The following is a 12,814-nucleotide window of genomic DNA, read 5'->3' on the forward strand; positions in this document are numbered from 1 at the left end:
TAGGAACTTGGGGTGAAGGGAAAGAGCACGAGGCGAGCGAGAGGAGAGCGTGGGGAAGGGCTCCGGCGGATCCGCGACGTCCGAGGGGTGGGGACCCCCGAGCCCTTGGTACCTTTCCAGGCATGCCCGCCTTCTCCGACAGCACCTCCGACGCCCTCGCCGAGGCGCTGTCGGCCGTTCCCGCGGGAACGCCGGTCTCCGGCGTCGCGGGCCGGATGCTCGAGCTGTTCACGGGCGGGGACCTGGAGCCGGGCACCCGCCTCCCCCCGGAGCGCCAGCTCGCCTCCGCCCTCGGTGTCGGCCGCTCGGCCATCCGCGAGGCGCTCGCGGCCCTCGAGATCCTCGGCATCGTCGACGTGCGCCCCGGCTCGGGCACCTATCTGCGCGGCACGGCGAGCGAGCTCCTCCCCCAGACCCTCAGCTGGGGCCTGATGATCGGCGAGCGCAGCACCGACCAGCTGATGGAGCTGCGAGCGGGCCTCGAGAGCTTCTGTGCCCGCCTGGCCGCCGAGCGGATCTCCTCCGAGCAGATCGACGCTCTGCGCGAGTCGATCGAGGGCATGCGCGAGGGCTTCGAGGACCTCGACACCTTCGTCACCGCCGACGCGGCCTTCCACGCCGTGCTCGGCGCCGCCGCGCAGAACCCGATCGTCACTGACCTGCTCGCCATGAGCCGGCAGCTCCTGCGCGTCTACAACGATCGCTCCGTGCACGAGGCCGAGGACATGCGCATCGCGCTGGAGGAGCACGCCGCGATCCTCGAGGCGCTCGAGGCGCACGACGGCGACCGCGCGGCCTCCGCGATGATCGCCCACATGGCCACGGCGCGGGCACGGCTGCTGCGGGTCGCCGGAGACGCCGGGACGAGGTCCCACGAGGGCGTCGACGCGGGCTGACCCAGCCGCCCGCCCCCACTCACCCTGCTGGGCCGTTCTCGAGGCCCATCCCTCCTGAAGTGTCGCTACGGGGGTCCGTCCCGTCTGAGCTGTCCGAATGACCGGGTGATTCCGACACCTCAGACGGGATGTATCGACGCGAGCAGAGCCAGCACACCCCCACCCGAGACGCGCGCTCTCGCTCGACCGCGCCTCGGCGCCCCTGTGCTGGCAACGGCGCAACACCTCGCCACCTTCGGCACCCGACGCCCCGAATCGCCCTCCCGCGGGCCCATCTATGGCCAACCGGTTGACCAGTTGCGGTTCTTCCGTCTACGGTGACCACCACGCACCTGCCCGACACCAACGACGGAGTCCCCCGGACAATGAAGATCGGCATCGGCACCTACTCCCTGTTCTGGGAGTTCGAGAGCCGCAACCCCGCCCCGCTCGACATCCCCGCGATGGTCCACCGGGCCGCGCGCCTGGGCTGCGAGGTCTTCCAGATCTGCGACGACCCGCGCGTCGAGCAGCTCGACACCGCCGGTCTGCACGACCTGCGCGAGCGGGCCGAGCTGCTCGGCGTCGAGCTCGAGCTGGGCACCCGCACGATCGGCCGGGACCATCTGGGCCGCTACCTCGACATCGCCGAGGCGCTCGGCGCCCGCACCCTGCGCTCGATGATCCAGTCCCAGGAGGTCGCCTCCGGCTCCGAGGAGGCGGTCTCCGAGCTGCGCGCCTCGCTCCCCCGCCTCGAGGCGGCAGGCGTCTCCCTCGCGCTGGAGACCTACGAGCAGGTCACCACCTCCACCCTGCTCGGCATCGTCGAGGAGCTCGACTCCCCGCACGTGGGGATCTGCCTGGACCCGGCCAACTGCGTCTCCGCGCTCGAGCACCCGAAGGACGTGGTCGAGGCCTGCGCCCCGCGCACCGTGAACCTGCACGTGAAGGACTTCGCCTTCGCACGCCAGGAGGGCTGGGTGGGCTTCACCTACTCCGGCGCCCCGCTCGGCGAGGGCCTGCTCGACCTCGACCACGAGCTGCGCCACGTCTACTCCGGCGATCGCGCCGCGTCGGCCGTCGGCCGCGCCCCGTCCGCGATCGTCGAGCACTGGCTGCCCTGGCAGGGCGATCTCGAGACCACGCTCGAGACCGAGCGTGCCTGGACCGACCGCACCCTCGCGGCGCTGCGCGACTGGCGCGAGACGCACCGCCTCTCCGCCGCCTGACCCGTCGGCCGACGACGACACCGTCGGCCCGCCTCGACCAACACCGGCCCCACCGGTCCCCGCCCCGCGACCTCGTGTCGCGCCGCCCCGCGGCCCCGCCGCACCCCCTGCGACACCCGTCGCCCCACCAGAAGGAGTCACCGATGACCAGCAGCAAGGAACTGAACCCCCTGTACGGCAAGACCGTGGAGCTCGATCCGTCGATCACCGTCGCCGTCGTCGGCGCGGCCGGGAAGATGGGCACCCGCGTCTCGAACAACCTGAACCTCACCGACGCCCCGATCCTCTACGTCGAGGCCTCCGAGGCCGGCCAGCAGCGCCTGAAGGAGCTCGGCCGCGAGGTCTCCACCCTCGAGGACGCCGCGACCGCGGCCGACGTCGTGATCCTCGCGGTCCCCGACGTGGTCCTCGGAAAGATCTCCGAGCAGGTCGTGCCGCTGATGAAGGACGGCTCGGTGCTGCTGACCCTGGACCCGGCGGCCGCCTACGCGGGCCTGCTCGCCGAGCGCGAGGGCGTCCACCAGGCCTGCGCGCACCCCGCCCACCCGTCGGTCTTCCTCGAGCGCACCACGCCCGAGGAGTGGGCCGACACCTTCGGCGGCATCGCCGCGCCGCAGGAGGTCGTCGCCGCCTACGAGGGCGGCGACGAGCAGGTCCGCGCGCGCACCGCCGAGGTGATCCGCGCGATCTACGCCCCCGTCATCGACGTGCACTGGGTGACGATCAAGCAGCTCGCCCAGCTCGAGCCCACCCTGGTGGAGACCACCGGGTGCATGATCGGCCAGTTCCTCAAGGACTCGATGGACCACGCGATCAACGAGGTCGGCATCCCCGAGAAGGCCGTGAAGGCTCTGTTCTACGGCCACATCTTCATCTCGCTCACCAACGCGCTGCGCGGCTCGAACCCCTTCTCCGAGGCGTGCCTGCGCGCGATGGACTACGGCCGCGAGTCCATCATCAAGCCCGACTGGACGAAGGTCTGGGACGACGAGGAGCTCGACAAGGTCCTCGCCCAGATGCTCAATCTCGACAAGATCGAGCGCTGACCAGCACACCCTCACGCCGGGGCGGTCGCTGACGACCGCCCCGGCCCGTTCCGAGAGGTTCCGATGGACCCCCTTCTCCTCGTCGGCATCGCCGCCGGCGCGATCGCGATCCTGCTGTTCACGGTCATCAAGCTCAAGTGGCCCGCCTTCGTCGCTCTGCTCGTCGTCGCAGTGCTGACGGCGCTCGCCGGCGGCATCCCCGTCCAGGACGTCGTCCCCCTGATGATCGAGGGCATGGGCGGCACGCTCGGCAGCGTCGCCCTGCTCGTCGGGCTCGGCGCGATGCTCGGCGGGATCATCGAGCGCACCGGCGGCGCCGAGGTCATCGCCCACGCGGCCGCCGAGGCGCTGGGTGAGAAGCGCCTGGCGCAGGCGCTGCTGATCGCCTCGGGCCTGGTGGCGATCCCGATCTTCTTCGACGTCGCCTTCATCATCCTGGTCCCGATCATCTTCGCCTTCGCGAAGGCGGCCGGGCATCGCGGACCGGTCGCGATCGGCATGCCGGTCGCCGTGTTCATGGTGTTCATCCACAACACCGTGCCGCCGCACCCCGGCATCGTCGGCTCCACCACCCTGCTGGGCGAGGACCTGATGGGCCTGGTGACCCTCTCCGGCATCGTGCTCGCGATCCCGATGTGCCTGCTCGTCCACCTCGTCGGCAAGCGCGTGACCTCGAAGGTCTTCACGCTCACCCCGGAGATCGCGGAGAAGTACGCCGGCACCGGCGCGGCTGAGCTCGGCGGCGCGGGGCGCGGTCGCCGCGCCGCCGTCGGTGGGAACGACGGCGCAGCGGTCGACGGCGCCTCCGGCTCCTCGCACGTCGCCGCTGCCTCGTCCCTCGCCCTCGCCCCCGCGGACGCCCGCACGGGCGACGACTTCACCGGCGGCGGCTCGACCGCCGTGTCGTCGGCCGACGGGGAGCTCGCCGGGCGTCGCCCGTCGGCCGGCCTGGTGATCGCGCTGATCCTGCTGCCGATCCTGCTGATCGCGCTCGGGACCGTCGGCGGGCTCCTGCTGACCGAGGGCTCGACCGCCGCGCACGTGGTCTCCTTCCTCGGTGCCCCCGCCTTCGCTCTGCTGGTCGCGACGCTCGCGGCGATGTATCTGCTGGGGATGATGCACGGCTGGGGCAGAGCCCAGATCAGCGAGGTCATGGACGGCGCGCTCGGCCCGGCCGCGATCGTCATCCTGGTCACCGGCGCCGGCGGCGTCTTCGCGAAGGTGCTGACGGAGACCGGCGTGGGCGATGCGGTCTCCGGCCTGCTCCTGGGCGCGGGCGTGCCGATCCTGCTGCTCGCCTTCCTCGTCGCGCTCGCCTTCAAGGTCGCCCAGGGCTCCGGCACCGTCGCGACCCTCTCGGCCGCGGGCATCGTCCAGGGCACGGTGATGGGCGGGGACTACTCGTCGATGCAGGTCGTGCTGATCATCCTCGCGATCGGGCTGGGATCGGTCTCGCTCTCCCACATCAACGACTCGGGCTTCTGGATCGCCACGAAGTTCCTGGGCCTCTCGGTGGCCGACGGGCTGCGCACCTGGACGGTGCTCACCTCGGCCCTGGGCTTCACGAGCATGCTCCTGCTGTCGCTGGTGTGGATGGTGGTCTGACCATTTCCCGGTGGCTCTCCGCCCGGAGGGCCCACGCCGCATGATCAGGGGTCGGGCAGGGCGCTCCGCTCCAGGGGAGGCTCCGCCCGACGGGACTCTCCTGCCGCTCGTCGCCCCTGCCCTACCCTGTACATTTCCTATAGGATCAGTATGCTGCGGCGCGGTGCGCCCGGCTCCCCACGACCCCGCGCCGTCGACCCCCGCACGGCAGCACCCGGAGGAATCCACGATGACGTACCTCTTCAACGACCCGGCCGCCTTCGCCGCCGACGCAGTCCAGGGCCTGGCCCTGGCCCACCCCGACCACGTGGCCGTGGTCCACGGCGGCGTGGTCCGCGCGACCGAGACACCCGCCGGCCAGCCTGCCCTCGTGATCGGCGGCGGCTCCGGCCACTACCCCGCCTTCGCCGGCTGGGTCGGCCCGGGCATGGGCCACGGCGCCCCCTGCGGCAACGTGTTCGCCTCCCCGTCGGCCTCCCAGGTGTACTCCGTCGCCCGCAACGCCGAGAACGGCGGCGGCGTGATCCTCGGCTTCGGCAACTACGCAGGCGACGTGCTCCACTTCGGCGCCGCGGCCGAGAAGCTGCGCGCCGAGGGCATCGACGTGCGGATCATCAAGGTCAGCGACGACATCGTCTCCAACACCCCCGAGAACCACCGCGACCGCCGCGGCATCGCCGGCGACCTGCCCGTCTTCAAGATCGCCGGCGCCGCGATCGAGGCCGGCGCGGACCTCGATACGGCCGAGCGCCTCGCGTGGAAGGCCAACGACGCGACCCGCTCCTTCGGCGTCGCCTTCGACGGCCCGACCCTCCCCGGCGCCGCCGGCGCCCTCTTCCACGTGCCCGACGGGCAGATGGGCGTGGGCCTGGGCATCCACGGCGAGCCCGGCGTGCGCGACGAGCCGATCGGCACCGCTGACGAGATCGCGACGATGCTGGTCGAGGGCGTCCTCGCCGAACAGCCCGAGCGCACAGAGGGCGGCTACCAGGGCCGCGCCGCGGTGCTGGTCAACGGCCTCGGCACCGTGAAGTACGAGGAGCTGTTCGTCGTCTACGCGAAGGTCGCCGCGCTGCTCGAGGACGCGGGCATCAACCCCGTCCGCCCCGAGGTGGGCGAGCTCGTGACCAGCCTCGACATGGCCGGCCTGTCGCTGACCCTGGTGTTCCTCGACGAGGAGCTCGAGCAGCACTGGCTCGCGCCCGTCGACACCCCCGCCTTCCACCGCGGCGCGATGCCGGCCGTGGAGCGGCCCCGCCGCACCGAGTTCTGGGAGGCCGGGGCCGACGAGACCCCTGCGGCGAGCAGCGAGTCCCGCGAGGTCGCCGAGAAGGTCGCCGGCGTGCTGGACCTGTTCGCGGGCGTGTGCGCACGCGAGGAGGCGGAGCTGGGCCGCATCGACGCGATCGCGGGCGACGGCGACCACGGCCAGGGCATGGCCTACGGCTCCAAGGGCGCCGCGGCCGCCGCACGCCAGGCGCTCGAGGACGGCGCAGGGGCCCGCACCCTGCTGGTCCGCGCCGGTGAGGCCTGGTCCGAGTCCGCCGGCGGCACCTCCGGCGCGCTCTGGGGTGCGGCCCTCATCGCGGCCGGCGCCGTCTACGACGACCAGGCCGGCGCCGAGGCGCGCACCGTCGTGGACGCGGTGGACGCCGGGATCGACGCGATCCAGCGGCTCGGGGGCGCGCAGGTGGGCGACAAGACCATGGTCGACGCCGCCGCGCCCTTCCGCGAGGAGCTCGCGAAGGCCTTCACCGGCGAGAACGCGGCCGAGGCGATCCTGCAGGCCGCGGGGGTGGCCCGCGAGGCGGCCGAGGCGACGGCCGAGATCACCGCGACCCTGGGCCGTGCCCGCGTGCTCGGCGAGAAGTCGGTCGGCACCCCGGATCCCGGCGCCATCTCCTTCTCGATCCTCATGCGCGAGCTCGGCCAGCACCTGTCCTGATCCTCCTGGCCGGGAGGGTGAGCAGCTCTCTCCCCCCGGCCGGGACCCTCAAGGACGGGCGAGCCCCCTCATCCGCCGCAGCATCGCCTCGGGCCCCCCGGCAGCAGGTTTACGCCGCTGCTCCGTCCCGGGCATGCTGGCCGAGGGGCCCCGCCACCAGGACCGTGGGGTCCCGCCGCCTCGGGCTCCCGATCCGCACCTGCCACCTGCACTCCCATCATTCGTCACCGAAGGAGAACATCATGGCTCTGACCATCGTCACCGGTTCCGACAACGCCGGCTACGGCCACAAGTCCGCGCTCAAGGAGCTGCTCGAGCAGGACCCCCGCGTCGAGAAGGTCATCGACGTGGGCGTGACCGGCCGCGAGGACGGCACCTATTACCCGAACGTCGCGGTCGAGGCGGCGGAGAAGATCGCCGCCGGCGAGGCCGACCGTGCTCTGCTGATCTGCGGCACGGGCCTGGGTGTCGCGATCGCGGCGAACAAGGTCTCCGGCATCCGCGCCGTGACCGCGCACGATCTGTACTCCGTGCAGCGCTCGGTGCTGTCGAACAACGCGCAGGTCCTGTGCATGGGCGAGCGTGTGATCGGGCTGGAGCTCGCGAAGGAGCTGGTGAAGGTGTGGCTCGACCTCGAGTTCGATCCGGAGTCGTCCTCGGCGGCGAAGGTCGACGCGATCTGCGCCTACGACGGCTCCCTCGACAAGTGAGCTGAGCCCGGACCCGGCTCAGAACCCCGGGCTCGGGCTCGGGATGACCGGCTCGGGCTGGGCACCCGGGCCGGCGGCGCACTCTCACCCCGAGCGCGCCCCCACAGGCCAGTTGTTCGACGTCCGGTACCAGGACCCGACCAGTTGTTCGACGTCCGGTACCAGGAAACTGGTACCGGACGTCGAACACCCCCCCCATGGCACGTCTCGTCGAAGGAGCAGCATGTCCCCCCTCTGGATCGGCACCAGCTGGAAGATGACCAAGACTCTCGCCGAGGGCCGCGCCTGGGCCGCGGGCCTGCGCGATCACCTCGCGAGCGAGCACGGCGGGCAGGCTCCCTCAGGCGTGCAGCCATTCGTGATCCCCTCCTTCACCGCGACCACCGCCGTACGAGGCGTCCTCGGCGAGGACTCCCCCGTGCTGCTCGGCGTGCAGAACGCGCACTGGGAGGACGAGGGCGCGTGGACCGGCGAGGTCTCCGTGCCACAGGCGAAGGACGCCGGCGCCCAGGTCGTCGAGATCGGACACTCGGAGCGTCGCGAGCACTTCGGCGAGACCGTGGAGACCACGCGCCTCAAGGTCGCCGCGGCGCTGCGTCACGGGCTCACCCCGCTGCTGTGTATCGGCGAGAGCGCCGAGGTGAAGGAGGCCGGCGGCTCGAGCGCGTTCATCCTCGAGCAGGCCGCGGGCGCGCTCAAGGGGCTCTCCGCCGAAGAGCTCTCCCGCGTGGTGATCGCCTACGAGCCGATCTGGGCGATCGGCGAGAAGGGCCGTCCCGCCACGGTCGAGGAGCTCGTCGAGCCCTTCGCCGCGCTCGGCGGGCAGTACTCCGGGAAGGTCACGGGGCTGCTCTACGGCGGATCGGTCAACCTCGACAACGCCGCGGACCTGCTCGGGATCGAGCACGTGACCGGTCTCTTCGTCGGCCGCACCGCGTGGAAGCTCGAGGACTATCTGGAGCTGCTGCGGATCGCCGAGGCGCACGCGGCCGCCTGATCTCAGTCGCCCGGTGTGCCGATGTGCTGTGGTGGGGGCATGGACACCTCCTCCGCCCTCCCCGAGGACGCCGCCTGCCCCGGACCTCCCTCCCAGGATCAGGGGGACATCCCCCAGGGGATCCTCACGGTGCCGCGATAGCCTGGGAGCCGTCGACGACGAGGGTCCGCGCCCCGTCCGCGTCCGCGCTGGTCGCCTCGCGCGATCGCCCCGGGACCGGACCCCCGCGCCCTCCCCGTCGATGGCCTCAGCTCCGTCCACAGAGAGGTCCGCGGTTCCCATGAGCCCCCAGAGCCCCTCGTCCCGCCGGCACCCGGCCCGTCCCGGCGGGACGCCTTCGCGCCCCGGTCCCGGCGCGCACCCCGGCCTGCGCGTCCCGGCGCCGCCCGCGCCCGGGTCGTGGGCCGCCGGCACCGCACCCCTCGAGGGCACGGTCCATGCCCCGCGCTCCCGCTCGGTCTCGCTGCCCCGCAGGCGAGGGCGCTGGCTGACCGTCGGCGTGCCGGTGGTGCTCGCGGGCGTGCTCGGGATCAGCAGCTTCATGCTCCTCGGCGTGAGCGCCCTGGTGGGCGGGGCCGGTCTGCTCACCCCGTTCCTGGCGAGCCTCGGCATCGCCGCGGTGGCGGGCGGCGGCAGCGCCTTCCTGCTGCGCAATCGTCGACCGAGGCCGACGCGCCTGGGCCGCTCCGCGGAGGAGATCTCCTCCGGCACCCGGGCGATGCTGGAGAAGATCGTCAAGGACTCCATCCAGCAGCGCCGGCGCATCCATCGGATGCGGCGCCGGGTCCAGGGGCCGACGGAGAAGCGCCTGCTGGACCGCGCCGAGACCCTCCTGCTGCGGGTCGACGCGCTGCTGGGCTCGGCGGCGCTGCAGTCCCGTCGCGCCTCGGACCCCGATGTGATGCTGCTGGAGGGCATGACCGAGCGCTACGTCCCCGAGCTGGTGGGCGCGCTCGAGGACACGGTCGGCTTCCTGACCCCCACCTCGACGGAGGACACCCGCGCCCGCGCGGCGGGGAACCTGCAGCGCATCGACGAGCAGCTCGCGGTGCTGGACGGGCGCCTGGACCGGCTCGAGCACGAGGTCGTCTCCGGCGTCTCGCGCACCCTCGACGTGCACTCGGAGTTCCTGCGCGCCCGCTTCTCGGAGCCGTCGGCGGATCCGGCCGCCGACCGCTGAGATCGCGGCCCGTCAGCCCTTCGCGGTGCCGCCGGCCTCCTCGGCCTCGGCGACGGCGTGGGAGCGCTCGAGCACGGCGGCGAGGTGCTCGTCCAGGGCCTGCAGCGCCCCGTCGTGGTGGTGGCGGCGCACCTTCTCGAGGATCCTTCCGTGCTCGGTGTAGGCCTCGTGGACGTCGAGCGCGGCGGGCCCGCCCACCCATGTCTGCCGCATGCGGTGGGTGTGGGCGCGCACCGTCTCGACCATCGTGGAGAGGTAGCGGTTCCCGGAGTGGTCGAAGAGGGCCTGGTGGAAGGCCCAGTCGGCGTGGAAGTGCTCCTGGAGCAGCTCGATGCTCACCTCGCCGGCGGCCTCGATCCGGGCGATGACGGCGCCGTGGGCGGCGTGCGCCTCCTCGAGGGCGGCGAGCAGAGCGTCCACGTCCTCGAAGGCGCGGCCGAGCGCGGCGGTCTCCACGACGAGGCGGGCGTCGAGCAGCTCGGTCATCTGCTCGGCGTCGAGCATCGGCGCGACGACGTAGCCGCGCAGCGCCACGTACTCCACCAGCCCGGAGCGCTCGAGGGACACCATCGCCTCCCGCACCGGGGTCGGGGAGACCTCGAGGTCGCGGGCGAGCCCGTCGATGCTCAGCCGCGCCCCCGGCGGCCAGCGCGCCTCCAGCAGCCGCTGCAGGATCAGCTCCTCGACCTCGGCGCGCAGCACCTGCCGTCGCACAGCCATCACAGCACTCCCCTCTCTTCCCGGGCCCTGTGTCATCGCCTGTCCCGGCGGCGTCGATCGTCGCACGGGCGGGCCGCTCTCGGCGACGCACCCGCTCGACCGGCACCCTATAGGAAGTGTGGCTGAGGGGCCGACGGATCGCTGCGGCCCGGCACCTCACGCCCCGGCACCCTTCGGCCTTGCACCTCACGCCCCGGCCCCGTGCGGCCCTCAGCACCGCTGGTCTCGCAGCACCGCACGATGCCCAGCACCGCTCCCCTCACCCCGTGAGCGCCACCGGCTGCCCGGTGCGCACGGACTCCTGCGCGGCGGCGACGATGCGGACGGTCCGCAGCCCCACCTCGCCCGTCGGCTCCACCGCCTCGCCCGCGCGCACGGCGTCGAGGAAGGCGTCCAGCAGCAGGGCGTCGAGGTCGGTGCCGTAGGGCAGCCACTGGCCGGGCCCGCCCACGTGCTGGGCGAAGGCGTCGATCTGGAGCTGGCCGCCGGTGCCGAGGGCCTGGAGGGTGAGCCCGCCCCAGGTGGGCGCGTCGGCCGGCATCGACCAGGAGCAGTCGATGGTGGCGACGACGCCGGAGGCATAGGTGAGGGTGACGAGCCCGCCGGTCTCGGCGCCCTCCCCCGCACGGTCCGCGTACAGGATCCGGTTGGAGACGGCGTGGACGCTCTCGGGCTCCCCGAGCACGGAGTCGAGGATCTCGGCGAGGTGCACGGTGTGGTCCACGAGGGAGCCGCCGCCGGCGAGCTCGACGTCGGTGAACCAGTCGCGCCCCGCGGGGAGCTTGCCGTTGTTCGTGCCGGTGAGGCCGACGATCTCGCCGAGGGTGCCGTCGGCGACCGCGGCGCGCAGCGCCTGGACGGCGGGCGAGAAGTGGACGGGGAAGGCGGTCATCAGCACCACGCCCGCCTCACGGCAGGCGGCGACCATCTCCTCGGCGTCGGCCACGGCGGTCGCGAGCGGCTTCTCGCACAGCACGTGCACGCCGCGGCGAGCGGCCTCGAGAACGAGCTCGCGGTGGTGGGCGTTCGCGCTGGTGACGACGATGGCGTCGGGGCCTTCCGGCCAGGCCTCCCAGGCGTCATGGTAGCTGCCGACGACCCGCACCCCGCGCACGTCACCGTAGCCGTCGGGGTCGGCGACGACGAGGTCCACGTCGGCTCGGGCCTCGAGCAGCGCCGCGTAGGAGAAGGCGTGGGTGTGGGCGCAGCTCATCAGCGCCACGCGCAGCGGGGCGTCGGCCGATGCGTTCGCGGCGTCCTGACCTGGGGCGTTCAGCATGGGATGCTCCGTCCGGTGCGCAGGGAGTCGAGGGCGGCGCGGGAGACCTCCACGGCGCGGGCGCCGTCGGCCGCCTCGACGCGGGTGGCGCCGCCGACGGTGACCGCGCGGGCGAACTCGGCGATCTCGGCGGCGTAGGGGTCCTCCATGGTGGAGACGTCGGGCAGGAAGCCGTCACCGCTCGCCTGCCGGGCGGAGGCGACGTCGTCGAAGGTGATGCCCGCGTCGCCGGCGCTGTCGTACCGGAGGCGGCCGCGGTCACCGGCGAGGTCGAAGATGTAGCGGAACCGTGTGCCGCCCGGGCCCCAGAACCCGCGGCAGTGGCTGAGCGCGCCGGAGCGGTGGGTGAGGACCACGTGGGCGGTGCGCACGGCCCTGTCGGAGGCGGCGACCTGCTGGCGGGCGTGGACCGACTCCGCGTCGCCGGCGAGCCAGAGCGCCTGGTCGATGTCGTGGATCATCTGGTCCATCACGATGCCGCCGGAGCGCTCCTCGTCGGCGTACCAGTCCCGGTCCGGCAGGGCGCCGGTGCGCTCGAAGCGCAGCACGGCGGGGGTGCCGATCGCGCCCGTGTCGACGGCGCGCTTCGCGGCGGCGTACTGCGGGAACCAGCGCACGACGTGCGCGGGGAACAGCCGGCGGCCGACGTTCTCGGCGTGCGCGGCGAGCTCTCGCGCTTCCTCGCCGGTCAGCGCGAGCGGCTTCTCGCAGAGCACGTCCTTCCCTGCGTCGAGCGCGGCGCGGACGATGCCGGGGTGCGAGGGGGTGGGGGTGCAGACGTCCACCACGTCCACCGCCGCGAGCAGCGCATCGAGGTCCGGGTGCACGCGCGCCCCGGCCTCGGCGGCGAACGCCTCGGCGCCCTCGGGGCTGGTGCAGTGCAGCTCGGCGCCGAGCGCCTGCCAGCCGGGCAGATGGGCCCGGGAGATCCCCCCGGTGCCGACGATGCCGACGCGCAGCGCGGTCGGCGGGTCCTGCAGGGACATGGGTGCTCTCCGTCGTCGGAGCGGTCACGGTCGCCGTCGATCCTAGTCACGGCGCCGCGGCGGCGGCCAACGCGGTCCGGCAGCGGCGCCCCACCACCGACCCCGCCCCTGCGGACCCGGCCCAGGAGCGTCCGGGACGGGCGGGGTCTGCCCCGGGCGTGCCGTTCCCGCATCGAGTGGCAGGTTTCGACCGCTTGAGCTCAGGCCGTTTCAGTCGGTGAGTGCGACTGTGGTGATCAGTT

11 protein-coding genes are annotated in these 12,814 nt (G+C 73.1%); 8 read left to right on the forward strand and 3 right to left on the reverse strand.

Annotation, left to right across the window (positions count from 1 at the left end):
• Positions 1-122: 122 nt before the first annotated feature.
• From Y09_RS14400 to Y09_RS14435, 8 genes are all read left to right on the forward strand, one after another.
• On the forward strand, positions 123-896 hold the full coding sequence (locus Y09_RS14400) for a FadR/GntR family transcriptional regulator (RefSeq protein WP_053918423.1): 774 nt from the start codon (positions 123-125) through the stop codon (positions 894-896).
• A 317-nt stretch (positions 897-1,213) separates the two neighbouring features.
• Entirely contained in the window at positions 1,214-2,104 is an 891-nt protein-coding gene (locus Y09_RS14405; RefSeq protein WP_200716827.1) for a sugar phosphate isomerase/epimerase, read from the forward strand.
• A 143-nt stretch (positions 2,105-2,247) separates the two neighbouring features.
• Positions 2,248-3,150: a phosphogluconate dehydrogenase C-terminal domain-containing protein gene (locus Y09_RS14410; protein WP_082358881.1), complete on the forward strand. Its 903-nt coding sequence runs from the start codon at positions 2,248-2,250 to the stop codon at positions 3,148-3,150.
• Positions 3,151-3,213: 63 nt separating this feature from the next.
• Positions 3,214-4,755, forward strand: a complete 1,542-nt coding sequence (locus Y09_RS14415) for an SLC13 family permease (RefSeq protein ID WP_053918427.1) — start codon at positions 3,214-3,216, stop codon at positions 4,753-4,755.
• Between the two features lie 229 nt (positions 4,756-4,984).
• On the forward strand, positions 4,985-6,700 hold the full coding sequence (locus tag Y09_RS14420) for a dihydroxyacetone kinase family protein (RefSeq protein WP_053918429.1): 1,716 nt from the start codon (positions 4,985-4,987) through the stop codon (positions 6,698-6,700).
• A 242-nt stretch (positions 6,701-6,942) separates the two neighbouring features.
• Positions 6,943-7,410: a ribose-5-phosphate isomerase gene (locus Y09_RS14425; RefSeq protein ID WP_010551951.1), complete on the forward strand. Its 468-nt coding sequence runs from the start codon at positions 6,943-6,945 to the stop codon at positions 7,408-7,410.
• A gap of 223 nt (positions 7,411-7,633) precedes the next feature.
• Positions 7,634-8,407, forward strand: a complete 774-nt coding sequence (locus Y09_RS14430) for a triose-phosphate isomerase (RefSeq protein ID WP_053918431.1) — start codon at positions 7,634-7,636, stop codon at positions 8,405-8,407.
• A 280-nt stretch (positions 8,408-8,687) separates the two neighbouring features.
• On the forward strand, positions 8,688-9,587 hold the full coding sequence (locus Y09_RS14435) for a hypothetical protein (protein ID WP_053918433.1): 900 nt from the start codon (positions 8,688-8,690) through the stop codon (positions 9,585-9,587).
• Positions 9,588-9,599: 12 nt separating this feature from the next.
• Here the strand turns inward: Y09_RS14435 and Y09_RS14440 are convergent, their stop codons facing one another.
• From Y09_RS14440 to Y09_RS14450, 3 genes are all read right to left on the reverse strand, one after another.
• On the reverse strand, positions 9,600-10,307 hold the full coding sequence (locus tag Y09_RS14440) for a GntR family transcriptional regulator (protein ID WP_053918435.1): 708 nt from the start codon (positions 10,305-10,307) through the stop codon (positions 9,600-9,602).
• A gap of 259 nt (positions 10,308-10,566) precedes the next feature.
• Positions 10,567-11,586 (reverse strand): Gfo/Idh/MocA family protein, encoded by a 1,020-nt coding sequence (locus tag Y09_RS14445; RefSeq protein WP_053918437.1) that lies wholly within the window; start codon positions 11,584-11,586, stop codon positions 10,567-10,569.
• Entirely contained in the window at positions 11,580-12,572 is a 993-nt protein-coding gene (locus Y09_RS14450) for a Gfo/Idh/MocA family protein (RefSeq protein WP_053918439.1), read from the reverse strand. The genes Y09_RS14445 and Y09_RS14450 overlap by 7 nt, the downstream gene beginning before the upstream one ends.
• Positions 12,573-12,814: the final 242 nt, after the last annotated feature.

This window comes from Brachybacterium sp. SW0106-09 (genome assembly GCF_001293905.1).
GTDB classification, from domain to species: Bacteria; Actinomycetota; Actinomycetes; order Actinomycetales; family Dermabacteraceae; genus Brachybacterium; species Brachybacterium conglomeratum.

Bases quoted from the DNA above. Each gene is read 5' to 3' on its own strand.
- Y09_RS14445 (WP_053918437.1), bottom strand. From the start codon at position 11,586: ATGCTGAACGCCCCAGGTCAGGACGCCGCGAACGCATCGGCCGACGCC.
- Y09_RS14415 (WP_053918427.1), top strand. From the start codon at position 3,214: ATGGACCCCCTTCTCCTCGTCGGCATCGCCGCCGGCGCGATCGCGATC.
- Y09_RS14430 (WP_053918431.1), top strand. From the start codon at position 7,634: ATGTCCCCCCTCTGGATCGGCACCAGCTGGAAGATGACCAAGACTCTC.
- Y09_RS14400 (WP_053918423.1), top strand. From the start codon at position 123: ATGCCCGCCTTCTCCGACAGCACCTCCGACGCCCTCGCCGAGGCGCTG.
- Y09_RS14450 (WP_053918439.1), bottom strand. From the start codon at position 12,572: ATGTCCCTGCAGGACCCGCCGACCGCGCTGCGCGTCGGCATCGTCGGC.
- Y09_RS14435 (WP_053918433.1), top strand. From the start codon at position 8,688: ATGAGCCCCCAGAGCCCCTCGTCCCGCCGGCACCCGGCCCGTCCCGGC.
- Y09_RS14425 (WP_010551951.1), top strand. From the start codon at position 6,943: ATGGCTCTGACCATCGTCACCGGTTCCGACAACGCCGGCTACGGCCAC.
- Y09_RS14410 (WP_082358881.1), top strand. From the start codon at position 2,248: ATGACCAGCAGCAAGGAACTGAACCCCCTGTACGGCAAGACCGTGGAG.
- Y09_RS14420 (WP_053918429.1), top strand. From the start codon at position 4,985: ATGACGTACCTCTTCAACGACCCGGCCGCCTTCGCCGCCGACGCAGTC.
- Y09_RS14440 (WP_053918435.1), bottom strand. From the start codon at position 10,307: ATGGCTGTGCGACGGCAGGTGCTGCGCGCCGAGGTCGAGGAGCTGATC.